The 21709-nt window shown below is 70.2% G+C and carries 19 protein-coding genes; 13 read left to right on the top strand and 6 right to left on the bottom strand.

Annotation, left to right across the window (positions count from 1 at the left end; all coding sequences use genetic code 11):
- The first annotated feature begins 148 nt into the window (after positions 1-148).
- Both clpB and KFLA_RS37720 read left to right on the top strand, forming a co-directional pair.
- Positions 149-2731 carry an ATP-dependent chaperone ClpB gene (gene clpB / locus KFLA_RS33590; RefSeq protein ID WP_012924303.1) on the top strand — a complete coding sequence of 861 codons (2583 nt, stop codon included), beginning with the start codon at positions 149-151 and terminating at the stop codon, positions 2729-2731.
- Between the two features lie 152 nt (positions 2732-2883).
- A complete protein-coding gene (locus tag KFLA_RS37720; protein WP_012924302.1) occupies positions 2884-3702 on the top strand; it encodes a hypothetical protein in 819 nt (272 codons plus the stop codon).
- A gap of 44 nt (positions 3703-3746) precedes the next feature.
- Here the strand turns inward: KFLA_RS37720 and KFLA_RS33580 are convergent, their stop codons facing one another.
- Positions 3747-4898: a pyridoxal phosphate-dependent aminotransferase gene (locus tag KFLA_RS33580; protein WP_012924301.1), complete on the bottom strand. Its 1152-nt coding sequence runs from the start codon at positions 4896-4898 to the stop codon at positions 3747-3749.
- 60 nt (positions 4899-4958) lie between these two features.
- Between KFLA_RS33580 and KFLA_RS33575 the strand changes: the two genes are divergently transcribed.
- Positions 4959-5390 (top strand): RidA family protein, encoded by a 432-nt coding sequence (locus KFLA_RS33575; protein ID WP_012924300.1) that lies wholly within the window; start codon positions 4959-4961, stop codon positions 5388-5390.
- A 46-nt stretch (positions 5391-5436) separates the two neighbouring features.
- On the opposite strand, the gene KFLA_RS33570 is transcribed toward KFLA_RS33575, so the two are convergent.
- The gene (locus tag KFLA_RS33570; protein WP_012924299.1) at positions 5437-7437 is read right to left on the bottom strand and encodes a glycosyl hydrolase family 28-related protein; all 2001 of its coding nucleotides are present in this window, start codon (positions 7435-7437) and stop codon (positions 5437-5439) included.
- Between the two features lie 296 nt (positions 7438-7733).
- Here KFLA_RS33570 and KFLA_RS33565 point away from each other — a divergent pair, with 296 nt between their 5' ends.
- Positions 7734-8600 (top strand): EamA family transporter, encoded by an 867-nt coding sequence (locus tag KFLA_RS33565; RefSeq protein ID WP_012924298.1) that lies wholly within the window; start codon positions 7734-7736, stop codon positions 8598-8600.
- A 131-nt stretch (positions 8601-8731) separates the two neighbouring features.
- Here the strand turns inward: KFLA_RS33565 and KFLA_RS33560 are convergent, their stop codons facing one another.
- Positions 8732-9439 carry a FadR/GntR family transcriptional regulator gene (locus tag KFLA_RS33560; protein ID WP_012924297.1) on the bottom strand — a complete coding sequence of 236 codons (708 nt, stop codon included), beginning with the start codon at positions 9437-9439 and terminating at the stop codon, positions 8732-8734.
- 224 nt (positions 9440-9663) lie between these two features.
- Here KFLA_RS33560 and KFLA_RS33555 point away from each other — a divergent pair, with 224 nt between their 5' ends.
- The 3 genes from KFLA_RS33555 to KFLA_RS33545 are packed head-to-tail and all read left to right on the top strand — an operon-like array spanning position 9664 to position 12800.
- The gene (locus tag KFLA_RS33555) at positions 9664-10977 is read left to right on the top strand and encodes an ABC transporter substrate-binding protein (RefSeq protein WP_012924296.1); all 1314 of its coding nucleotides are present in this window, start codon (positions 9664-9666) and stop codon (positions 10975-10977) included.
- A gap of 3 nt (positions 10978-10980) precedes the next feature.
- Complete coding sequence (locus tag KFLA_RS33550) at positions 10981-11967, top strand: carbohydrate ABC transporter permease (protein WP_012924295.1); 987 nt, start codon at positions 10981-10983, stop codon at positions 11965-11967.
- The gene (locus KFLA_RS33545; protein WP_012924294.1) at positions 11964-12800 is read left to right on the top strand and encodes a carbohydrate ABC transporter permease; all 837 of its coding nucleotides are present in this window, start codon (positions 11964-11966) and stop codon (positions 12798-12800) included. Before KFLA_RS33550 ends, KFLA_RS33545 begins: the two co-directional genes overlap by 4 nt.
- Here KFLA_RS33545 and KFLA_RS33540 read toward each other — a convergent pair.
- Positions 12758-13438 carry a pyrimidine 5'-nucleotidase gene (locus KFLA_RS33540; protein WP_012924293.1) on the bottom strand — a complete coding sequence of 227 codons (681 nt, stop codon included), beginning with the start codon at positions 13436-13438 and terminating at the stop codon, positions 12758-12760. The two genes, KFLA_RS33545 and KFLA_RS33540, sit on opposite strands and share 43 nt — an antisense overlap.
- 50 nt (positions 13439-13488) lie before the next feature.
- Here KFLA_RS33540 and KFLA_RS33535 point away from each other — a divergent pair, with 50 nt between their 5' ends.
- The 4 genes from KFLA_RS33535 to KFLA_RS38545 all read left to right on the top strand — a co-directional run bounded on the left by KFLA_RS33535 (position 13489) and on the right by KFLA_RS38545 (position 16794).
- Positions 13489-14253 (top strand): SDR family NAD(P)-dependent oxidoreductase, encoded by a 765-nt coding sequence (locus KFLA_RS33535; RefSeq protein WP_012924292.1) that lies wholly within the window; start codon positions 13489-13491, stop codon positions 14251-14253.
- Entirely contained in the window at positions 14254-15054 is an 801-nt protein-coding gene (locus KFLA_RS33530) for an endonuclease/exonuclease/phosphatase family protein (RefSeq protein ID WP_012924291.1), read from the top strand.
- 93 nt (positions 15055-15147) lie between these two features.
- Positions 15148-15948: a superantigen-like protein SSL4 gene (locus tag KFLA_RS33525; RefSeq protein WP_012924290.1), complete on the top strand. Its 801-nt coding sequence runs from the start codon at positions 15148-15150 to the stop codon at positions 15946-15948.
- A 48-nt stretch (positions 15949-15996) separates the two neighbouring features.
- Positions 15997-16794, top strand: coding sequence for a hypothetical protein (locus tag KFLA_RS38545; protein ID WP_012924289.1), 798 nt, complete (start codon positions 15997-15999; stop codon positions 16792-16794).
- 98 nt (positions 16795-16892) lie between these two features.
- Here the strand turns inward: KFLA_RS38545 and KFLA_RS33515 are convergent, their stop codons facing one another.
- Positions 16893-17759, bottom strand: a complete 867-nt coding sequence (locus KFLA_RS33515; RefSeq protein WP_012924288.1) for an SDR family oxidoreductase — start codon at positions 17757-17759, stop codon at positions 16893-16895.
- 124 nt (positions 17760-17883) lie between these two features.
- On the opposite strand from KFLA_RS33515, the gene KFLA_RS33510 reads away from it, so the two are divergent.
- Both KFLA_RS33510 and KFLA_RS36130 read left to right on the top strand, forming a co-directional pair.
- Positions 17884-18249, top strand: coding sequence for a winged helix-turn-helix transcriptional regulator (locus tag KFLA_RS33510; RefSeq protein WP_012924287.1), 366 nt, complete (start codon positions 17884-17886; stop codon positions 18247-18249).
- Between the two features lie 71 nt (positions 18250-18320).
- Entirely contained in the window at positions 18321-20735 is a 2415-nt protein-coding gene (locus tag KFLA_RS36130; protein ID WP_049797476.1) for an XRE family transcriptional regulator, read from the top strand.
- On the opposite strand, the gene KFLA_RS33500 is transcribed toward KFLA_RS36130, so the two are convergent.
- The gene (locus KFLA_RS33500) at positions 20718-21638 is read right to left on the bottom strand and encodes a LysR family transcriptional regulator (RefSeq protein ID WP_041289600.1); all 921 of its coding nucleotides are present in this window, start codon (positions 21636-21638) and stop codon (positions 20718-20720) included. The two genes, KFLA_RS36130 and KFLA_RS33500, sit on opposite strands and share 18 nt — an antisense overlap.
- Positions 21639-21709: the final 71 nt, after the last annotated feature.

Raw genomic sequence — 21709 nt, 5'->3', positions numbered from 1 at the left:
TCGGTGCGGGTCGAACGGCTTGCGGGTGCCGACCCTGGGGGACCCTGAGTTTTCCCCAGATTCGGGCAGACTTGAGTGGAATGCACTCAACTCTCGGTAGGTTATGGATAGTGACTGCTGTTGGCTGAGCTTGAAAGGCTGGAACCAGATGGATGTTCAGCGGTTGACGACGCTGGCCCGGGAAACCCTGTCGGTCGCGATCCGTCAGACCTCCGCGGCGGGCAACCCGACCGTGGAACCGATTCACCTGTTGTCGGGCCTGCTGGCCCAGCCCGAGGGGACCACCGCCGGTCTGCTCGAGGCGGCCGGCGCCGACGTGGACGCGATCCGCCGGCGGACCGCGGAAGCCCTCGCCCGGCTGCCGAAGGCCAGTGGCGGGAGCGTGCAGGCGCCCAGCCTGTCCGCGAAGACCGGCGACGTGCTGAGCCAGGCGGAGCAGCGGGCCCTCGGGCTCGGGGACGAGTACGTCTCCACCGAGCACCTGCTGATCGCGCTGGCCACCGTCGAGGGCGCGGCGCAGACCGCGCTCGGCGTGACCGCGGACGCGCTGCTGCAGGCGTTCGACCAGATGCGCGGTAACCGGCGGATCACCTCGCCGGAAGCCGAGGGCACCACCAAGTCGCTGGAGAAGTACGGCATCGACCTGACCGAGCGGGCCCGCGACGGCAAGCTCGACCCGGTGATCGGCCGGGACTCCGAGATCCGCCGGGTGGTCCAGGTGCTGTCCCGCCGGACCAAGAACAACCCGGTCCTGATCGGCGAGCCCGGCGTCGGCAAGACCGCGGTCGTCGAGGGCCTGGCCCAGCGCATCGTCGCCGGTGACGTGCCGGAGTCGCTGCGCGGCCGCCGGCTGATCAGCCTGGACCTGGGCGCGATGGTGGCCGGCGCGAAGTACCGGGGCGAGTTCGAGGAGCGGCTGAAGGCGGTGCTGACCGAGATCAAGGAGTCGAACGGTCAGGTCATCACGTTCATCGACGAGCTGCACACGGTCGTCGGGGCCGGGGCGACCGGTGACGGCTCGATGGACGCCGGCAACATGCTGAAGCCGATGCTGGCCCGCGGTGAGCTGCGAATGATCGGCGCCACCACGCTGGACGAGTACCGGACCCGGATCGAGAAGGACCCGGCGCTGGAGCGGCGGTTCCAGCAGGTGTTCGTCGGCGAGCCGTCGGTCGAGGACTCGATCGCGATCCTGCGCGGGCTGAAGGAGCGCTACGAGGCGCACCACAAGGTGGCCATCTCCGACAGCGCGCTGGTCGCGGCCGCGACGCTGTCGAACCGCTACATCAGCGGCCGCCAGCTGCCCGACAAGGCGATCGACCTGGTCGACGAGGCAGCGTCCCGGTTGCGGATGGAGATCGACTCCTCCCCGGTGGAGATCGACTCGCTGCGGCGTACGGTCGACCGGCTCAAGATGGAGGAGCTGGCGCTGTCCCGCGAGGACGACCCGTCCAGCCAGGAGCGGCTCGAGCGGCTGCGCGCCGACCTCGCCGACCGCGAGGAGGAGCTGCGCGCGCTGGAGGCCCGGTGGGAGAAGGAGAAGTCCGGCCTGAACCGGGTCGGTGAGATCAAGGAGCGGATCGACGAGCTGCGCGGTCAGGCCGAGCGGGCCCAGCGCGACGGCGACCTGGAGACCGCGGCCCGGATCCTGTACGGCGAGATTCCCGAGCTGACCAAGGAGCTGGAGGCGGCCTCGGCCGAGCCCGAGGTCACCGAGGGCCCGGACGCGATGGTCAACGAGGAGGTCGGCCCGACCGAGATCGCCGAGGTGATCGCGATGTGGACCGGCATCCCGACCGGCCGGCTGCTCGAGGGCGAGACCGGCAAGCTGCTCCGGATGGAGGACGAGCTCGGTCGCCGGCTGATCGGCCAGCGCGAGGCCGTCACCGCCGTCAGTGACGCGGTCCGGCGGGCGCGGGCGGGCATCTCCGACCCGGACCGGCCGACCGGCAGCTTCCTGTTCCTCGGCCCGACCGGTGTCGGCAAGACCGAGCTGGCCAAGGCGCTGGCCGACTTCCTGTTCGACGACGAGCGGGCGATGGTCCGGATCGACATGTCGGAGTACGGCGAGAAGCACAGCGTCTCGCGGCTCGTCGGTGCCCCGCCCGGCTACGTCGGCTACGAGGAGGGTGGCCAGCTGACCGAGGCGGTCCGCCGCCGGCCGTACTCGGTGATCCTGCTGGACGAGGTGGAGAAGGCGCACCCCGAGGTCTTCGACATCCTGCTGCAGGTGCTCGACGACGGCCGGCTGACCGACGGCCAGGGGCGCACGGTCGACTTCCGCAACGTCATCCTGATCCTGACCAGCAACCTGGGGTCGGCGTACCTGGCCGATCTGACGCTGGACGACCAGGCCAAGCGCGACCAGGTGATGGCGGTGGTGCGGCAGTCGTTCAAGCCGGAGTTCATCAACCGGCTGGACGAGATCGTGCTGTTCGACGCGCTCGGCAGCGAGGAGCTGACGCAGATCGTCAGCCTGCAGATCACCGCGCTGCAGAAGCGCCTGGTCGACCGCCGCATCGTCCTGGACGTCGGCGAGGACGCGCTGGAGTGGCTGGCGCTGACCGGCTACGACCCGGTGTACGGCGCTCGGCCGCTGCGCCGGCTGGTGCAGTCGGCGATCGGCGACGAGCTGGCGCGCGGTCTGCTGGCGGGCACGGTCCGCGACGGGGACACGGTGCGCGTCCGGCTGAACGAGGCGAAGGACGCGCTGGAGGTCACCTCGCAGTGAGCCGCCGGTAGGTGTGGTGGGCGATGCCCGGGATCCTTTGCGGTCCCGGGCATCGCTGCGTGCTGGGCTTTGTGGGCGGTGCAGTGCGGCGGGCGGCGCTGGTTGGCTTCGTCTGGGAGGATCGAGGGGAGAAGCGGAGGACACCTACTCAGATGAGCGACCAGCCCGGCGGCCCTGCCGCCCCGCACGACCCCGACGAGCAGAACCCGAAGACCGGCGGAGCCGCCGAGCCCACGCCGCCCACCGACCCGTCGGCGCCGCAGCCGCGCCCGGACGGGCCGCCGGCCTCGCAGTTGCGTCCGACTGACGGGCCGGCGACGGCTGACGGACGGCCGGGGCCTTATCCGGGCATGTTCGGTGGTGGCGTGCAGGGTGGGCCCGGGAACGGGCCGGATCAGCCGGGGCCGTACCGCGGGGCGTTCGGGCAGCCGGGTGGAGGGCCGGGAGCGTTCGGTCAGGGCGGTGCGCCGACTGGGTACGGGCCCGGTGCGCCTGGGGGATATGGAGCGCCGGGGTACGGGCCGCCGCAAGGCGGGTTCAACCAGCCGGGTGGGAACTGGGCGCCGCAGCCGGGGCCGTACGGGTACCAGCCGGCGCCGGCCGGGCCGCCGAAGCAGGTGACGATCGCGTCGGCGATCTCGTTCGGGCTCGGCGGGCTGTGCCTGCTGCTCGGGCTGTTCATGCTCACCTCCGCCGGTGAGCAGATCGCCGAGACCCTGATGGGCGACCCGGGCGCCAAAGGCGTCGTCCTGGGTCTGATCCTGGCCTGTGCCGCCGCCTACATCCTGCCGGCGATCTTCGTCCGCAAGCGTCGCCCGTGGGCCCGCATCATGCTCATCGTCGTCGCCGCGTTCGGCATCACCGGTGGCATCACCGCCCTGCCCGGCAGCATCCTCGGCCTCGCCCTGCACGTCGCCCTGCTGGTGATGATGCTGCAGCAGCCGACCAAGCTGTGGTTCTCGCACCGCTGACCCTGGAGCGCTTCCTGCCCGAGTAGCTACCTGCTTGGAGCAGGTCAGAGCTTGGTGAGGCGGTTGAGGGCTTCTTCGAGGACCTCGCGTTGTTTGCAGAAGGCCCAGCGGACCAGGGGGCGGCCGGCGTCGACGTTGTCGTAGAAGACCTGGTGGGGGATGGCGACGACGCCGGTGCGCTCGGGCAGCATGCGGCAGAACTCGACGCCGTCGGTGTGGCCGAGGGGGCGGATGTCGGTGGTGACGAAGTAGGTGCCCTGCGGGCGGTGCACGCCGAAACCGAGCTGCTCCAGGCCGTCGCAGAGCAGGTCGCGGCGGGCCTGCAGGTCGGCGCGCAGGCCGTCGAAGTACTCGTTGCCGAGAGCAAGGGCCCCGGCGACGGCGGGCTGGAACGGCGCGCCGGAGACGTAGGTGAGGAACTGCTTGGCGGTGTTCACCGCAGTGACCACCTCAGGTGTGCCGGTGACCCAGCCGATCTTCCAGCCGGTGACCGAGAAGGTCTTGCCCGCGCTGCCGATCGAGACCGTGCGCTCCGCCATGCCCTCGTACGCCGTGAGCGGGCGGTGCCGGAGTCCGTCGAAGATCAGGTGCTCGTAGACCTCGTCGGTGATCACCACCAGGTCGTGCTCGACCGCGACGGCGGCGATCCCGCGCAGTTCCTCGTCGGTGAGCACGGTGCCGGTCGGGTTGTGCGGCGAGTTGATCAGCAGCACTTTGGTCCGCGGGGTGACGGCCGCGCGCAGTTCGTCGAGGTCGGGCCGGAAGTCCGGAGCGCGCAGCGTGACCGGGACCCGCCGCCCGCCGGCCATCGCGATGCAGGCGGCGTAGGAGTCGTAGTACGGCTCGAGGGCGATCACCTCGTCGCCTGGTTCGACGTACGCGAGCAAGGCGGCGGCAATCGCCTCGGTGGCGCCGGTGGTGACGAGGACCTGGCTGTCCGGGTCGTACTCGAGCCCGTAGAACCGGCGCTGGTGGTCCACGATCGCCTGCCGGAGCGCGGGGATGCCGCGGCCGGGCGGGTACTGGTTCGCGCCGGAGCGAATCGCGGTGATCGCGTCCTCCAGCAACGAGTCGGGGCCGTCGGTGTCGGGAAACCCCTGGCCGAGGTTCACCGACCCGGTCCGCACCGCGAGCGCCGACATCTCGGCGAAGATCGTCGTCCCGAGCCCGGTCAGCCGCTGAGCATGTGCACGCATGCCCTCGACCTTAACCGCAGAGCTGGCGGCGCCGGAGGCCCCGCCCGGAGGGTGGGCGAGATGAAATCGTTCGCCCGCGGGGCCGCGGCGCTGGAGGATGACGGCATGGACGTCGTACCGCACAACCCACGCGAAGGAATTTACCCGGCCACCGAGGACTACGTGCACGCGATCGAGGTGCGGGGTCCGGGCCGCACGGTGTACGTGGCCGGCACGATGGGGCTGGACCCGGCCGGCGTACCGGGCGCCGGCCTCACCGAGCAGCTCGATCTGATCTGGTCGAATCTCCGGCAGATCCTGCGATCGGCCGGGATGACAGTCGACAACATCGTCCGGATCACCAGCTACCTGCGGTCCGCCGAGTACGCCGAGGCGAACGCGGCGGCCCGGGTCGCCGCGCTCGGCGGTCGCCCGGTGCCGACGACGGCGATCGTCGTGCAGACCCTCGCCGAGGACTGGTTGGTCGAGCTGGAAGTCATCGCGGTCGACTGAGGACCGACGAGGCGGGGCGCAGCGGTCGGCTGCGCCCCGCGACGCGCTAGCTCCAGGGAGACGGCGGCGGTGGTGGGACCACCGGGGGCCGGTCCTCGCACCAGGTGGCGCCGGCCCAGCCGCCGTCGTTGCCGCCGAGCAGGCGGACGTCGAACTCGGGCGGCCCGTTGAACTGGAACGTGCCGCAGTTGTTCACGAACGGCGCCCCGACGTTCCGCGCGTCGACGTTCTCGAAGGTGGCCCAGCCGCCGACCCGCGCGTTCACCACGTTCGTACCGGTACCGTCGACCTTCACGTCGCGCACCGCCACGTTCGTCACCGCGTGCTCGTCCTTCACCGGCCAGTCGACGACGAACAGGAACGCGTTGTAGGTCGAGTCGAGCAGCGCGCTGTCGGTGATCTCGATCCGCCCGGCCAGGTCGGACTGCAGCGCGTAGAGCCAGATCGCACCGAGCCCGAGGTTCCAGTTCAGATCCCGGGGTCCGCCGCGCACGGTGGTGTTCCGGGCGAAGGTCAGCGTTCCCTCGAACGGTGTCGAGCCGAACCGCGAGCCGGCGTGCAGCGTGCTGCCCTCCCGGATCGGGTCCGCGACCAGGTTGTCGGTGACGGCATTGTCGCGGCCGCCGTAGATCGCGATGTTGTTCGCGAGCACCGGCGTCTGCACGGTGTTGTGGTCGTAGACGTTGTCGTGGTTCACCAGGCCCCCGGGATTGGCCTCCGACCACATCGCCAGGCCGTCGTCCCCGCTGTTGCGGACGAAGTTGTTGGTGGCCCGCACGTTCGAGACGCCGAGGTGCAGGTTCATCCCGTCGGCGATCTGGTCGACGATGATGTTGTCCCGGATCAGCAGGCCGTCCATCGGGCCGTCCAGCCAGATGCCGACCTTGGTGTGGTGCAGGTAGAGGCCGCGGATCGTCGAGCCGCCGCCGATCGCGCCGCCGATGCCGTTCACCTGATCGGTGTCGATCCGGTCCCGGACGTCGCTCTCGATCGCGAAGTCGGCCAGGTGCACCTGGGTGCTGCCGCCGTCGGCGGCGTACTTGCCGTAGAAGCCGGGGGCGCTGTGCACCGACTTGTCCGGCGCGGGCTCGGGCAGCGGCAGCACCTTGCCCTTGATGATCGACCACCAGTTGCCGGCGCCCTGCACGGTCACCTTGTCCACGACGATGTGCCGGTTCACCTGGTACGTGCCCGGCGGGATGAACACCGTCCAGCCGATCCGCTGCGCCGCCGCGATCGTCCGCTCGATCGCCGGCGCCGCGTCGTACCGGCCGGTGGGGTCGGCGCCGAACAGCCGGACCGACAGCGACCTGGCCGGCTGCCGTTTCGGTGCGGCGACCAGCTCGAAGTCGGCGACGTCCAGCACGTACCACGAGGCCGGCGTGTGCCGCGGTACGGCGAACCGGACCCGGTCGCCGGCCTGGTACGTCCGGCCGAGCATCAGCCGCTGCTCGTCGTAGAAGTGGTTCGGCCGGAACGGCTTGGTCACCGGGTCGGGCTCCGGCTTCCACCAGCCCGGGTTCGGGTCGACGTCGGGGTCGTTGGAGAACGGGTACATGCCGTACAGCCAGGCGTACTCCGAGGTCAGCGACATCGTCTGCCGGCGCTTGCCGTTGACGGTGACGTCGAGCGGCGCGCGCAGTCCGCCGCCGGACGGGCTGTCCGGGATGCTGTAGCGCAGGGTCAGCGCGTTCGCCGGCTCGGTCAGCGTGAACTCGACGTACTGGCCGCGCTCGGTCAGCCGGACGGCGGTTCGGCCGGACGCCTCGGCGGGCAGCGTGTACGCCTCGCGGCTAGGACCGATCCGCTCACCGTTGGTGTAGGCGTTCTCGGCCTCCTGCTCGACGAAGGGCACGGTCGCGCCGCGGCCCTGCACCAGCGCGGGATCGAGGCCCGCCCGGGTGATCTTGGGCGCGGGACGCGGTGGCTGGGCGGCCGCCGCATGGACTGCGGAGCCGGTCAGCAGCGCGCCGACGACGGCGGCGCTCACGAGGACGACGCGTCGGCGACGGGAACGGTGGAAGGCAAGCTGGGACACGGGCGACATCCCCTCGAACGCACGGCCGCCCCCACAGGCGCGCCGTTTGACGCTGGACCCTACGCACGCCGACTCAGGACTGCAAGATCTCGACAGTTCCAAGAAATTTGTCGGCAATGCTGGAGGAGTAGCATGACGGGGTCAGTGCCTAGGGTTCCGCTGCTCGCCCGCTGGGACGTGAATCGGGGTGGAGGGGACAGGTCCGAGCGGCACCACCGGACCGGCTCGATGCCGGGCGGTCATCTGACGGGGCAAAAGCCTGGAGGACCTGGTTGTTCGCGTGCGCGGACAACGGAAGGGTCCCGATGAACCTCACCGCTCTCTCCCTCGTCCTCGGCGCCGCCGTACTCCACGCCGGCTGGAACTTCGCCGCCAAGCGTGTACGCCGTGGCGGCGCGGCCTTCGTCTGGGCCTACTACACCGCGGCGAGCGTGCTCCTGCTGCCCGCGCTGGTGATCGCGCTGGTCGTGTCGGACGCGCGGCCGACCTGGACGTGGCTGGTCGCGGCGCTGGTGACCGCCGTGCTGCACATCGGCTACGGACTCGTGCTGCAACGCGGGTACGACGTCGGCGACTTGTCCGTCGTCTACCCGGTCGCGCGGGGGACCGGGCCCTTGCTGGCCGTGACGTTCGCGGTGCTGCTGCTGCACGAACGGCCGGGACCGTACGGCCTGGCCGGTGCCGCGCTGATCATCGCCGGGGTGTTCGCCATCAGTAGTGGCGGGAGGCAACGATCTGCCCGCGGTGGTCTCACGGCCGGAATCCTGTACGGCGTGGCGACCGGCGCGCTGATCGCGGCGTACACGTTGTGGGACGCCTACTCGGTGACCACCCTGGCGGTGCCGCCGCTGATCTACTTCGGCGCGGCGTCCGTGCTGCAGAGCCTGTTCCTGGCGCCGCAGGTGCTGCGCCGGCCGGAGCAGCTCCGCCTGCTGTGGAAGGAGAACCGGCGCGAGATCTGGGTCGTCGGGATCCTGTCGCCGATGGCTTACCTGCTGGTGCTGTTCGCGATGCAGCTCGCTCCGGTGAGCCTGGTGGCGCCCGCGCGCGAGGTCAGCATCGTGCTCAGCGGCCTCGCCGCCTGGCTGGTGCTCGGCGAGGCCAATGCCCGGCGCCGGCTCGTCGGCAGCGCCGTCGTACTGGCCGGCATCATCGCCATCGCCCTCGCCTGACCCCTACTCCCACCCGCTCCCCAACTGAGGGGATAACCCGCCACCTTGTGGGTCCTCCTCCCGCAGACGCCCCGGTAGACCCACAATTTGGCGGGTTATCCCCTCAGTTGGGGAGCGGGTGGGAGTGGGAGTCAGTCGGGGGTGGGGAGGGCTACCTGGGGGTCGGGGCGGAGGGCTCGCAGCCAGAGCTCGGTCTGGGCGATGTGGGCGGACGCGGCGGTCGCGGCGGCGGCCGGGTCGCGGTGGGTGATCGCGGACAGGATCGCTCGGTGGCCGAGGTCGCTGGTCCGCTTGATCGCGTCGAAGTCGGCGCCTGGCTCGAAGATCCGGTAATGGCCGCCGCGGCCGCGGATCACGCCGGTCAGCGCGGTCACCGTCGGGTTGCCGCCGGCCTCGCAGATCGCGCCGTGGAACTCCGCGTCCAGCGCCTGGATCTCGGCCGCGTCGGTGGTCGCCTCCAGCTGGTCGAGAATGCCGTCGAGCCTGTCGGCCAGCTCCGGGTCCTGCCGGGCGGCCGCCGCCGCGGTCGCGTGCGCCTCCAGGATCCGTCGTACTTCGAGCAGCTGCAGCACGCCTTCGAGCGGGATCAGCTCGACCGAGAGCGAGAACCGGCTGATGATCTCCGCGGGGTCCAGCGCCGAGACGTAGGTGCCCGAGCCGTGCCGGGACTCGATCACCCCGAGCGCGGCCAGGGACCGGGTGGCCTCCCGCAACGAGCTCCGGGACACGCCGAGGTGGTCGCACAGTTCCGGCTCGGGCGGGAACTTCGCCCCCGGGCCGAGCTCACCGGACGCGATCATCTGCCGCAGACCGGTCAGCGCACGGTCGGTCGCCGCCATCGCCGCCTCCTCCCGTTCCGGCCGTCCGGCACCAGGCCGTACCGGCATACTGATGTTAAGTCCTCAGACCACTTACGGTCACATCTCTGGCAAGTTCTTGTCCACCCCGCTCGAATCCGGTTAATGTGCGGACAACGGTCGGCCAATTCATCTGATGTCACGGCGTACGTCCGCGGTCGTCAGCAATCCCATCCCCTGGCCCACATCCCCTGAGGAGAAGCGCCATGCGTCACCGACAGATGCTTGCACCTCTCACCGCCGCGCTGGCCGCCGCCACGCTGGCGCTGACGGCGTGCGGGCCCGGCCCCGCGGAAAAGGCCCAGAGCGGCGGTGAGGTCAAGCTCCAGATGGTCGAGAGCCTGACCAACCCGAGCCGCACCGCGCTGCTGAAGAAGCTGATCGCGGACTTCGAGGCCGCCAACGACGGCGTCAAGGTCCAGCTGATCTCGCCGCCGACCAACCAGGCGGACCAGAAGATCCAGCAGATGCTGCAGTCCGGCAAGGGCGTCGACGTGCTCGAGGTCCGCGACACCACCGTCGGGCCGTTCTCCACGAACAAGTGGATCTACGACATGGCCCCCGACCTCAAGGGCTGGGAGGGCCTCGACGCGCTCACCCCGAACGCGCTCCAGGTCACCCAGCAGGGCGGCAAGTCGTACATGGTCCCGTACGGCTTCTACGGGCTGTCGCTGTTCTACCGCAAGGACCTGGTCAAGGAGGCCGGTTTCGCCGGTCCGCCGAAGAGCTGGGCCGAGATGGTCGAGCAGGCGAAGAAGATCAACGACCCGGCCAAGAACCGGTACGGGTACTCGTTCCGCGGCGGTCTCGGCGGTGCCGGCAACGCGATCGCGGTGATCTCCGGCTACGTGATCGACGACATCAACAAGGACAACGCGTTCAAGCTCACCAACGGCAAGACGATCTTCTCCTCGCCGAAGGCGGTCGACGCGCTGAACCTGTACGTCGACCTGTTCAAGAACGCCTCCCCGCCGTCCTCGGTCAGCTGGGGCTACCCGGAGATGGTGCAGGGCTTCACCTCCGGCACCACCGGGTTCCTGCTCCAGGACCCGGAGGTGATCGCGACCGTGCGCGAGTCCAAGACGATCAAGGAGGACCAGTGGGGCACCGCCCCGCTGCCCGTCGGTCCGACCGGCAAGGCGGCCCAGCCGCTGGCCAACGCGGGCTGGGGCGTCGCCGAGGGCAGCCAGCACAAGGCCGAGGCGGTCAAGCTGGTCAAGTTCCTGACCTCGGGTGACGCGGCGATGACGTTCTCCAAGGAGAACAGCCTGGTCCCGATCCTCAAGGCGGCCGCCGAGGACCCGTTCTTCAAGGACGGCCCGTGGGCGTCGTACGTCGCGATGAACTCCTCGCCGGACACCTACGTCGTGGTCACCCAGCCGCGCGGTGTGCCGTGGTCGACCGAGTGGGGCAACAAGGCCGACGCCGACGTCCAGAAGCTGATCACCGGCAAGGCCCAGCCCGCCGAGATCCTGAAGAGCTGGGACGAGTACTGGACCAAGAAGTGGGCCGGGAACTGATTCATGGCTGTGACTGAGACCCGGCCGGCCGCGAGCACCCGTCGGACGACGGACTCGCGGCCCCCGGCCGGACGGCGGCGCCGGTTCACCGGCCGGACGGCGCTGGTGCTGTTCGCCTTCATGCTGCCGGCGATCCTGTTCGTGGGCGTGTTCACCTACTACCCGTTGCTGAACGGCATCTCGATGGCCTTCCGCAACTACAACCTGAACGACCTGTCCGACACCTCCTGGGTCGGGCTGGAGAACTTCCGGACCCTGCTCGGCGACGAGATGTTCCGCGGCACGGTGACGAACTCTCTGGTCTGGGTGGTCGGCTCGCTGGTGCCGCAGTTCCTGATCGGCTTCACGGTGGCGCTGTGGCTGCGGCGGAAGTTCCGCTTCCGCGGCACGTACCAGGCGCTGGTGTTCTTCCCGTGGGCGGTGTCGGGCTTCCTGATCGGCATCCTGTTCCGCTGGATGTTCAACGGCGAGTTCGGCGTGGTCAACGACCTGCTGATGAAGGCGCAGCTGATCGACACCCCGGTGCCGTGGCTGGCCGACGCCCGGTACGCGATGATCGCGGTCATCGTGGCGAACATCTGGTACGGCGTCACCTTCTTCGCGATCATGATCCTGGCGGCGCTGCAGGGCGTGCCGGACGAGCTGTACGAGGCGTCCGCGATCGACGGGGCCGGCAAGGTCCGCACGCTGTTCAGCATCACGATCCCGTCGATCCGGACCACGCTGGCGCTGACCGTGCTGCTGCGGGTGATCTGGATCTTCAACTCGCCCGAGCTGATCTTCGGCATGACCGGCGGCGGTCCCGCGAACGAGACGCACATCGTCACGTCGTACATGATCCAGGTGACGCAGGAGGGCGACTACGGCCGCGCCTCGGCGATGGGCGTGATGGTGGTCTTCGTGCTGCTGGTCTTCGCCGTCTTCTACCTGCTCGCGATCAAGCCGCGCACACCCAAGACCGCACGACCAGGCCGGAAGGTGGCCCGATGATTCTCGACGAGTCCCGCGCGGGACGGATCGCCAAGTTCACCGGGCTGGGGATCTGCCTGGTGTTCACGATCTTCCCGCTGTACTGGATCCTGGTGACGTCGTTCAAGGAGCCGGGATCGATCTTCGCCTACCCGCTGAAGTACTGGCCGGGCGACTTCTCGCTGGAGAACTACCGTGGGCTGTTCGAGCAGTCGAACTTCGCGGTGTTCCTCGGCAACAGCCTGATCGTGTCGCTGGTCGCGGCCGCGCTGGCGACGGTGGTGTCGCTGCTGGCGGCGTACGTGCTGGCCCGGTTCGAGTTCGTCTCCAAGGGTGCGGTGATGGGCGCGTTCCTGGTCACCCAGATGATTCCGGGCTTCATCGCGCTCGGGTCGCTCTACATCCTGATGACCCGGCTGTACCTCGTCGACAGCCGCTTCGGCCTGGTGCTGGTGTACGTCGCAATCTCGATCCCGCTCTGCACGGTGATGCTGCGCGGCTTCTTCGAGAACGTGCCGGCGTCGCTGGAGGAGGCGGCGATGGTGGACGGGTGCTCGCGGTTCTCGGCGCTGTTCCGGGTGCTGGTGCCGGTGATGACGCCCGGCATCGCGGCGTCGTTCATCTTCAACTTCGTGAACTGCTGGAACGAGCTGTTCCTGTCCGTCACCCTGCTCAACAGCGACAGCAACAAGACCGTGCCGGCCGCCCTGAACGGCTTCATCTCCAGCTACAACATCGACTGGGGCTCGATGTCGGCCGCCGCCGTGCTGTCGATCGTGCCGACGATGATCCTGTTCGCCTTCGCCAGCCGCTACATCGTCCAGGGCTTGACCGCCGGCGCCGTCAAGGAGTGAAGGAACCCCACCAGGTCCCACACCCGCCGGCGCCGCGCCCCCAGCACCTCGTACGGCGCCGGCCCGGGTCCCGGTGGTCCGTGCACCCAGACCGTCGCCATCCCCAGCTGCTCGGGAACGGTCAGGTTCACCGGCAGGTCGTCGAAGAACACCGCCCGGGCCGGCTCGACCGAGAAGGCGGTGAGGAACCGCTGGTAGCTCTCGGGGAACGGCTTCGGCAGGAGTTGCCCGGCCAGGATGTCGAACACGCCGTCGAAGCAGCGTGTCAGCCCGAGCCGTTGCAACGCCTGCTCGGCGTGGTACGCCGTACCGTTGGTGAACACGAGCCGGCGGCCGGGCAGTGCGCGGAGCGCTGCCGCCAGGTCGGCGTTCGGCGTGAGGACGCCGTAGTCGAGGGAGCGTTCGAAGCTCAGGTAGTCGTGCGGATCGATGCCGCGGGTCGCCATCAGGCCGCGCAAGGTGGTTCCGTGGTCGGCGACCAGCTGCGCCTGCAGGTGCCGGGCACCGGTCTCGTCGGTGCCGTACAAGGTGCACAGGTAGGCGCGGATGTGGGCGTTGATCTGGTCCGCCAAACCGGTGGTGGGCGGGTAGAGCGTGTTGTCGAGATCGAACACCCAGGTGTCGGGTTGGCGGCTCATCGGGCCAGGGTAGTGACAGACTGGGCGGACTGACCGACGGAAGGGTTGTCGTGGCGACTGCGTTGATCACTGGGGCGACGGCGGGGATCGGGCGGGCCTTCGCGGAGAAGCTGGCGCGGGAAGGCTACGACCTGGTCCTGGTGGCGCGCGACGAGCAGCGGCTCCGGGAGGTCTCGGCCGAGATCACCGGGCTGTACGGCGTCGCCTGCGAGGTGCTGGCGGCCGACCTGACCGATCGCGAGCAGCTGGCCAGGGTGGAGCGGCGGTTCGCCGAGGGGCCGATCGAGGTGCTGGTGAACAACGCCGGCTTCGGCCAGAAGAAGCCGTTCTGGGCGAACACGATCGAGCAGGAGGAGCGCCAGCTCGACCTGCTGGTGAGGGTGGTGCTGCGGCTGACGCACGCGGCGGTGCGGCCGATGATCGAGCGCGGCTCCGGCGCGGTGGTGAACGTGTCCTCGGTGGCCGGGTTCATGGCCCGCGGGACCTACAGCGCGCACAAGTCCTGGGTGACGAACTTCTCCAGCGGCCTGGCGATCGAGCTGCACGCCAAGGGCGTCGCGGTGATGGCGCTGTGCCCCGGTTTCGTGCACACCGAGTTCCACCAGCGGATGGGCATGGAGAAGACGATCGTGCCGTCGTTCCTGTGGCTGGACGCGACCGACCTGGTCGAGGCGGCCTGGTCCGACCTGATGCGCGGCAAGTCGGTCTCCGTCCCGAGCTGGCGGTACAAGGCGGTCGTGGCCGGAGTCCGCTTCGTCCCGCGCACGCTGATCGCCCGGGCCTCCACCATCGGCCTCGACGGCCGCCGCCGCTGAGTGCGGGTCCTCACCTGGAACGTCTGGTGGCGCTTCGGCCCCTGGCAGCGCCGCGCGGACGCCATCCTGACCGTACTGCGCGAGGCTGACGCCGACCTGATCGGCCTCCAGGAAGTCTGGGCCCAGGGCAACGACAACCAGGCGGCGCAGCTCGCCAGCGAGCTGGGCCTGCACTGGACTTTCGAGCCACTCGCGAATCCCGAACCCTGGCAACGACGCCTCGGTGACCGATCGGTTGCTATTGGCAACGCCATTCTCAGCCGCCGGCCGATCGACGACCGCGCGGTCCTGGAGCTTCCCGGCCCCGAGCAACGGTCGGCCCTCTTCGCGTCCACGGGCGGGGTCCCCTTCTTCACCACGCATCTCGAGGCGCCGATCACCGCCTCCGCGATCCGCTGCGAGCAAGTTCGCGCCCTCGCCGGGTTCGTCGCCGAGCACTCCCGCGCCGCCCACCCGCCGGTGATCACCGGCGACTTCAACGCCCTGCCCGACTCCGACGAGCTCCGCCTCTTCAGCGGCGTCCGTACGGCGCCCGCCGTGCCCGGCCTGGTCCTGATCGACGCCTGGGAGTACGCCGAGCCGGGCCAACCCGCCGCGACCTGGGACACCGCCAACCCCCATGTCGCCGCCACCTTCACGCCGAGCGCCCGCGTCGACTACATCCACGTCGGCGTGCCCGGCCGGAACGGCGCCGGCCACGTCACCGCAGTACGGCGTACCGGCGCGGCGCCGGTCGACGGCGTCTGGCCCTCCGACCACGCGGCGGTCGTCGCCGAGCTCAGGACGCTGATCGCGAACTGAAACACCCGACCGGGCCGGCTTCGCCGTCCCAACCAAATGCTGCTCGCCAGCGTCCATCAGGACGAGACAGCGCGACCAGAGAAGGTTGGGAACATGACCGCAGGGGGATGGCAACACACACGCCTGGCCGGCGCGGCCGGGATCGCGACGCTGGCGCTGGTCCTCGGGGCCTGCGGCAATGAGCAGCCGGGCGCCGGGGCCTCGACCACGCCGTCCGGCACGCCGAGCAGTGCGCCGTCCGAAACGCCGAGCAGTACGCCGGTCGAAACGCCCGCGCCGACGCCGTCGGTTTCCGACTCGGCTTCGCCGTCGGCGACCCCGACGAAGAGTCCCGGCCGGCCGGTCGAGACGCCGACGCCGGTGAAGCCGGCGCGGCTGACGCCCGCGATGCTGCTTCCCGGCGCCGAGCTCGCCGAGGCGGACCCGAAGCGGAACTGGGCCGCCACCAACGGCAGCGCCAGTACGCCGATCTGCGGTCGCGCGTCGACCCGCGGGCAGGGCGTGCTCGGTTCGCTCAACCGGAACTACGCCAACGATCTCGACGCGTCCGGCGGGCAGTGGCTGACGCGGTACCAGGACGCGCAGGCCGCCACCGCGGCGTACGACCGGATCGTCAAGACGATCCGGTCCTGCACGGCCGCGCGCCCGGCGCCGACGCACGCGCACAAGATCACCGAGGACCGGACACTCGCGCTCGGCGACGCGACCCGGATCGTGCGCTGGTACGACTACCCGCTGCCGTCGGACCCGGGCAGCGAGGCCGGCGGCTTCCCGTACGCGGTCACCCGGCGCGGCGCGGTCGTCTCGGTGCTGGCGTTCCGCGAGATGGGGCCGGGGATCAAGCCGGCGAACTTCGAGCGGATCGCGCGGTCCGCGGCGGCCCACCTGGGCTGACCCACGCACCTGGGGGAAGGGGGATCCGCGGGCGACCGCGGATCCCCCTTGTTCTGCCGGCCGTCAGCCGACGCGGTCGGTGAGCAGCAGCCGGGGGAGGGGGTCACCGCCGTCGCGGCCTTCCTTTTTTCGTTTTACGCCTGCTATATTCAATACATGACACGGCAATTCACCCGCATCGGCGGCCTGGGCGCGATCGGGTTCGCCGCGACCATCGTCGTGGCCAATCTGCTCGTTGTTCCCGCCGGGTTTCCGACACCCGGGGCGGATGTTGCCGAAGCGGCGGCGTTCCTCGCCGACCACGGCGGCTTGGTCGACCTGTCGTCGGCGCTCACGCCGATCGCCTGGTTCTGCATCGTGCTGTTCGCGGCGGGTGCGTTCGCGGTCCTGTGGCCCCAGGAGCGTCGCCGGAACGAGGCATGGTCCGTGGTGGGGGCCGCCGGCCTGCTGCTTCAGACGGCGGTGTTCGTCGGCGTTATCGCCGTGCGCCTGGCGTTGGTGCAGCAGCCGGACCAGGCCGCCGCGCTGTGGCCGCTGCAGGATGCGCTGCTCACGATCAACGGCACTTTCCTGGCGCTCGCCCTGACCGGCCTGTCCGTCGCCGGCCTGCGGTGTGGCCTGATCCGGCGATGGCACTACACGGTCGGCCTGATCGCGGCGACCCTGACGTTCGGCTCCGCGATCCTGACGCCGCTGGTGATCGACCGGAGCGGGCCTCTCGGCCTGATCGGTCTCGCCGGGTGGCTGCTCTGGGTGGTCTGGTTGGTTGCCTACGGCATCGCTCTGTGGAGGCTCGGCTCCCGGCGAGTGGGCGCCGCGGTGCTTCATGAAGGCGTGCAGGAGTGAGGATGCCGTTCTGACGGGTCGCGACGGCGGCGGGCTGGGCGACGTCCAGGTTGGTCGCCGCCCAGCTCTGGTTTTGTCTGCGTCGGTCGGCCGGAGCGTCAGGCCTTCGCGAGCGCGTCCGCGATCGACGTGGCCAGCGGGGTGGTCGGGCGGCCGATGAGCCGGGACAGATCGCCGGGAGTCCCGGCGAGCACGCCGTTGCTGATCGCCTCGTCGACGTCGGCCAGCACGTCCGCGAACCCTTCGGGCAGTCCGACGCTGACCAGCATGGCCTTGTTCTCGGCGCGGCTGATCGTCCGGTGCACGACCGGCTTGCCGCTCTGCCGGCTCAGCTCGGCGGCGAACTCGCCGTACGTCCAGGCCGCGTCGCCACTCAGCTCGTACGCCGTGTTCAGGTGCCCGTCGCCGGTCAGCACCGCGGCGGCGGCCGCCGCATAGTCCGCCCGCGCCGCGGTGGCGAGTCGGCCGTCGGCGGCGACACCGTTGACGATCGCGCCGCGCTCGACGATGCCGGCCAGGTCGGTGGTCGAGACTTCGGTGTACCAGTTGTTGCGCAGGAACGTGTACGGCAGCCCTGAATCGAGGATCAGCTGCTCGGTCCCGCGGTGGTCGGCTGCGAGCCGGAACTCGGCTTTCGGGCCACCGAAGATCCCGGTGTACGCGAGTTGGGCCACCCCGGCCGCCTTCGCCGCGTCGATCACCGCCTGGTGTTGCGGAATCCGGCGCCCCAGCTCGTTGCCGGAGATCAGCAGGACCCGGTCCCCGGCCTGCAAGACACCGTTCAAGGTGTCCGGCTGGTCGTAGTCCGCGATCGCGACCTGCACGCCCTGCTCGATCAGGTCTGCCGCCTTCTCCTTGCTGCGCGCGACGGCTGTGAGGCCGGACGCCGGAACGCCCGCGGCCAGCAAGTCCGCGACGACCAGCCGGCCGAGCTGTCCGGTGGCGCCGGTGACGACGATGCTCATGCTTCTCTTTTCTCGCGACGATGAGTGCTAGCAGGCACTAACCGTAAGGGGGGTACTGTCCTGAGGGCAGTACCCACTTCAAGGTAAGGTACTGGTCTCAACGTAAGTAGCGAGGTGATCTGTGATGGTTCTGGCCCCGAGCGTGTACCGGGTGGACTGCCCGTCCCGCCCGATCTTCGAGCACGTCACCAGCCGCTGGGGCGTCCTGGCGCTGGTGGCTCTGCTCGACCGCTCGTACCGCTTCAGCGAGCTCCGCCGCCACATCGGCGGCGTCAGCGAGAAGATGCTGGCCCAGACCCTCCAGGCCCTGGAACGCGACGGCTTGGTCCACCGCGAGGCCCAACCGGTCATCCCACCCCGCGTCGACTACTCCCTCACCCCGCTCGGTCGCGAGGCGGCCACCCACGTCCGCGCCCTGACCCGCTGGGTCGAGTCCAAGGTCCCCGACGTCCTCACCGCCCGCACGGAGTACGACGCCAACCGCGCCTGATCGGCAGCATGGCTCGGGTCCGGCTCGCACACTGATTGCGGCTCACGTACCCCACCCCCAGGATGGTGCCGGTGAGCACCCCGCCCTTCGCCCACCTCCTCCGCCACCTGCGCACCACCGCCGGCCTCACCCAGGAACGCCTCGCCGAACGCTCAGGCCTCAGCCCGCAAGCCATCGGCGCCTTGGAGGGCGGCCGCCGCCAGTACCCCCGCCCGACCACCGTCGCCCAGCTCGCCGACGCGCTGTCTTTGTCCCCCGAAGACCGTCATCGCCTCACCACCGCCGCCCACCGCCCCAAAGCCGGCGACCCCGCGTCCGCCGTACCGCGCCAGCTCCCACCTCCCATCACCGACTTCACCGGCCGCACCACTGAGCTCGACACCCTCGTCGCCCTGCTCCGCGCACCCCACGCCGCCGCCCCCGGCATCGTCATCTCCGCCATCGGCGGCATGGCCGGCATCGGCAAAACCACCCTCGCGGTTCAGGCCGCCCACCGGGTCGCCGACGTGTTTCCGGACGGCCAGCTCTACCTGAACCTGCGTGGCGGCGGCCGTGACCCCGTGAGGCCGGTCGATGCGTTGGCGGCTTTGCTTCTAGGCCTCGGGGTACCGCCGAGCGGGGACCCTCAGGACGAGCGGATCGCTGCCGCGCGATTCCGTACGGCGATGGCTGGTCGGCGCATGCTGGTGGTGCTTGATGACGCGGCCGGGATCGAGCAGGTGACACCTCTGCTTCCTGGCACTCCGAGCTCCGCAGTCGTGATCACCAGCCGGCGGCGCCTCACCGCTCTCCCGGGGGTACGGCACGTCGATCTCGACTTGCTGACAGAGCACGAAGCCCTGCAGTTGCTTGGTGAGGTGGTCGGGCCGGAGTGGGTTGAAGCGGCGCCGAACGACGCGCGACGGATCGTGCAGCGCTGCGGCCATCTGCCGTTGGCGATCAGGATCGCCGGTGGCCAAGTCCGCGGTTCCTCCGACGGTGCCGGCACGCTGGGCGGCCTGGCTGAGAGGCTGACCGGTGACGCCGATCGGCTTGGGCTTCTCGACGGGCCGCAGGCCAGCGTCCGGGCGAGCATCGCGGTGTCCATCGGTGCGCTGATCGCCGCAGACCAGCCGCTCGATCTCGCGGCCGCGCAAGCTTTTCCGTGGCTGTCCCTGCTCGACGGCAACCATTTCTCGTTGCGGGTGGCATCCGCTGTCCTGGAACTCCCACTGCAGCGCACCGAGGAGGTCCTCGAGCGACTGGTCGACATTCAGCTCCTGGAGACGCCGGCTCTCCATCGGTACCGCATGCACGACCTTGTCCGCGCCGTCGGACGTGAACAGGCGAAGGTCAGCTTGACGCCCACGGACCTTGCGGGAGCTCAGCACCGTGAGCTGGCTCAGTACGCCGCGATGCTCTGGCGCCTGGAGAAGCTTCGCGGCGAGAAGCTGCGCAGCTATGCCATTGCCTCAGGCGCAGAGGAAGTCACGGACCTCGGTGAAGCCGCTGCTTGGCTGGAGTCCGAGCTTGCGAACATGGTTCGGCTCGTCCGGGCTGCTGCGGCCACTTGGCCGGGCGAGCGTCACCTCGTCGCGTCGATAGCCCTCGGGCTGCGCCGCTTCTCGTCGTTGCGAATGAGATTCGCTGAGCCACGCGACGCACTCCAGGCGGTGGTCGAACGCCTCACCGACGAGGACCCTGACGAACTCACCATGCACCTTCTCGTCGCACTCGGGCAGATGAACGCGGCTATGGCGCAGTACGAGCAGGCGGCCGCTCTGCACCGTCGAGCGCTGCCGCTGGTGGAAGCTCGCGGAGACGTCTTGGCGATGACCAACTTCTTGATCGACTTGTCGTACTTCCTCGGCCGCGCCAGCGAGCCGGCGGCGGCCATTGAGTACGCCGAACGCGCGCTCGCGCTGGCACCGGAGGCAGGCAGTCCCCGGGCGGTGCCGCTCGCCCACCTGGTCGTCGGTACGTCGGCGGGCGGACTCGGTGACATCGACCGCCAACGGAGTGCGTTCGAACGAGCTACGCAACTGATCGCGACAACGCCCGGGCCCGCGCGCGCCATGTATCTCAGTCAGATCGGCTGGTCCTTGGCGGAGAGCGGCCAGTTCGACACGGCGGTCGAGGTGCTGACCGACGGCCTGGAAGCGGCCCAGGGTAACGAGACCGGCGTCGTAGGAATCGACCTGTACCTCTACCTGGGCCGGGTGTGGCTTGCACTCGACCACCATGCCGACGCGATCGAGGCGTTCACGATCGCGGGGAAGCTGGCGGCGGAGTGCCCCGCCGAGGGCAGAGAGCCGATGGCGCACCACGAACTCGGCCGCGCCCACGCCGCGCTGGGCAACCATGATCAGGCCCGCGACGAATGGCAGCGAGCCGCGACGCTCTACGACCGAATCGCGGCACCGGCTGCCGATGAGGTCCGCGCACTGCTGGCCGGTCTCGACGGCGGCGACCAGGGCGGAGGCGCCAGTTCAGCTGTCCAACGGTAGGTGCGCCGCGGTTTCGGTGAGGGTTTTGAGGGTGGTAGTGATCAGGGGGTGGTCGGCGCGGGCTCGGCGGACGGCGGCGAAGACTCGGCGGGTGGGGGTGGGGGGCTGGACGGGGCGGATCAGGGCGGGGCCGCGGAAGGTGTCGCGGACGGCGAGGCGGGGGATCAGGGAGACGCCGGCGTTGGCGGCGACCAGGGCGGCGACGGCGCGGAAGTCGTCGGAGGTGTGGGCGATGTGGGGGCGGAAGCCGGCCTGTTCGCAGGCGAGCAGGACGACGTCGCGGATCGGGTTGCCGACCGACGTCATCACCCAGTCGTCGGCGGCCAGGGTGGCCAGGTCGACGGCGGTGGTGGCGGCCGCGGGGTGGTCCGGGGGAAGAACGGCGACGAACGGTTCGGCGTACAGCGGGGTGAGGGTGAGGCGGTCGTCGTCGGCGGCGCGGGGGGAACCGCGGTGCTCGACGGTGACGGCCAGGTCGACGTCGCCGTCGAGAAGCTGGGTGACGGCCTGATGGCCCTCGGCGTCGCGGACGACGAGGCGGAGGCCGGGGGTGGTTTCGCGGAGGCGGGCCAGGGACGGGGCGACCAGGAGGCTGATGGCGGTGGCGAAGGCGGCGACGCGCAGTTCACCGGTGGCGCCGTCGGCGTGCAGGCGCATCGCGTCCTCGGCGCGTTCGACCTCGGTGAGGATGGTGTCGGCGTGGCTGAGCAGCAGACGGCCGGCGGAGGTGATCGCGACCCGGCGGCCGCGGCGTTCGAGCAGTTCCTGGCCGACCTCGGACTCGAGGGCGGCCAGTTGCTGGGAGACGGCCGACGGGGTGAGGTGCAGGACCTCGGCGGCCGCCGTCACGGTGCCGTGGTCAGCAAGCGCCCGCAGTACCCGCAGCCTGCGCACTTCGATCACGGCTCTCAGCTTGGCACACGGCGTGCCGCGGCGAGTGCCGGCGGGAACGGATCAGGGTGCGCAGCGTACGC

Source organism: Kribbella flavida DSM 17836, assembly GCF_000024345.1.
GTDB lineage: Bacteria > Actinomycetota > Actinomycetes > Propionibacteriales > Kribbellaceae > Kribbella > Kribbella flavida.
Note: the sequence above shows the minus strand (reverse complement) of the source record. Positions and strands in the feature narration are given on the sequence as shown.

Bases quoted from the DNA above. Each gene is read 5' to 3' on its own strand.
- clpB (WP_012924303.1), top strand. From the start codon at position 149: ATGGATGTTCAGCGGTTGACGACGCTGGCCCGGGAAACCCTGTCGGTC.
- KFLA_RS37720 (WP_012924302.1), top strand. From the start codon at position 2,884: ATGAGCGACCAGCCCGGCGGCCCTGCCGCCCCGCACGACCCCGACGAG.
- KFLA_RS33580 (WP_012924301.1), bottom strand. From the start codon at position 4,898: ATGCGTGCACATGCTCAGCGGCTGACCGGGCTCGGGACGACGATCTTC.
- KFLA_RS33575 (WP_012924300.1), top strand. From the start codon at position 4,959: ATGAAATCGTTCGCCCGCGGGGCCGCGGCGCTGGAGGATGACGGCATG.
- KFLA_RS33570 (WP_012924299.1), bottom strand. From the start codon at position 7,437: ATGTCGCCCGTGTCCCAGCTTGCCTTCCACCGTTCCCGTCGCCGACGC.
- KFLA_RS33565 (WP_012924298.1), top strand. From the start codon at position 7,734: ATGAACCTCACCGCTCTCTCCCTCGTCCTCGGCGCCGCCGTACTCCAC.
- KFLA_RS33560 (WP_012924297.1), bottom strand. From the start codon at position 9,439: ATGGCGGCGACCGACCGTGCGCTGACCGGTCTGCGGCAGATGATCGCG.
- KFLA_RS33555 (WP_012924296.1), top strand. From the start codon at position 9,664: ATGCGTCACCGACAGATGCTTGCACCTCTCACCGCCGCGCTGGCCGCC.
- KFLA_RS33550 (WP_012924295.1), top strand. From the start codon at position 10,981: ATGGCTGTGACTGAGACCCGGCCGGCCGCGAGCACCCGTCGGACGACG.
- KFLA_RS33545 (WP_012924294.1), top strand. From the start codon at position 11,964: ATGATTCTCGACGAGTCCCGCGCGGGACGGATCGCCAAGTTCACCGGG.
- KFLA_RS33540 (WP_012924293.1), bottom strand. From the start codon at position 13,438: ATGAGCCGCCAACCCGACACCTGGGTGTTCGATCTCGACAACACGCTC.
- KFLA_RS33525 (WP_012924290.1), top strand. From the start codon at position 15,148: ATGACCGCAGGGGGATGGCAACACACACGCCTGGCCGGCGCGGCCGGG.
- KFLA_RS33515 (WP_012924288.1), bottom strand. From the start codon at position 17,759: ATGAGCATCGTCGTCACCGGCGCCACCGGACAGCTCGGCCGGCTGGTC.
- KFLA_RS33510 (WP_012924287.1), top strand. From the start codon at position 17,884: ATGGTTCTGGCCCCGAGCGTGTACCGGGTGGACTGCCCGTCCCGCCCG.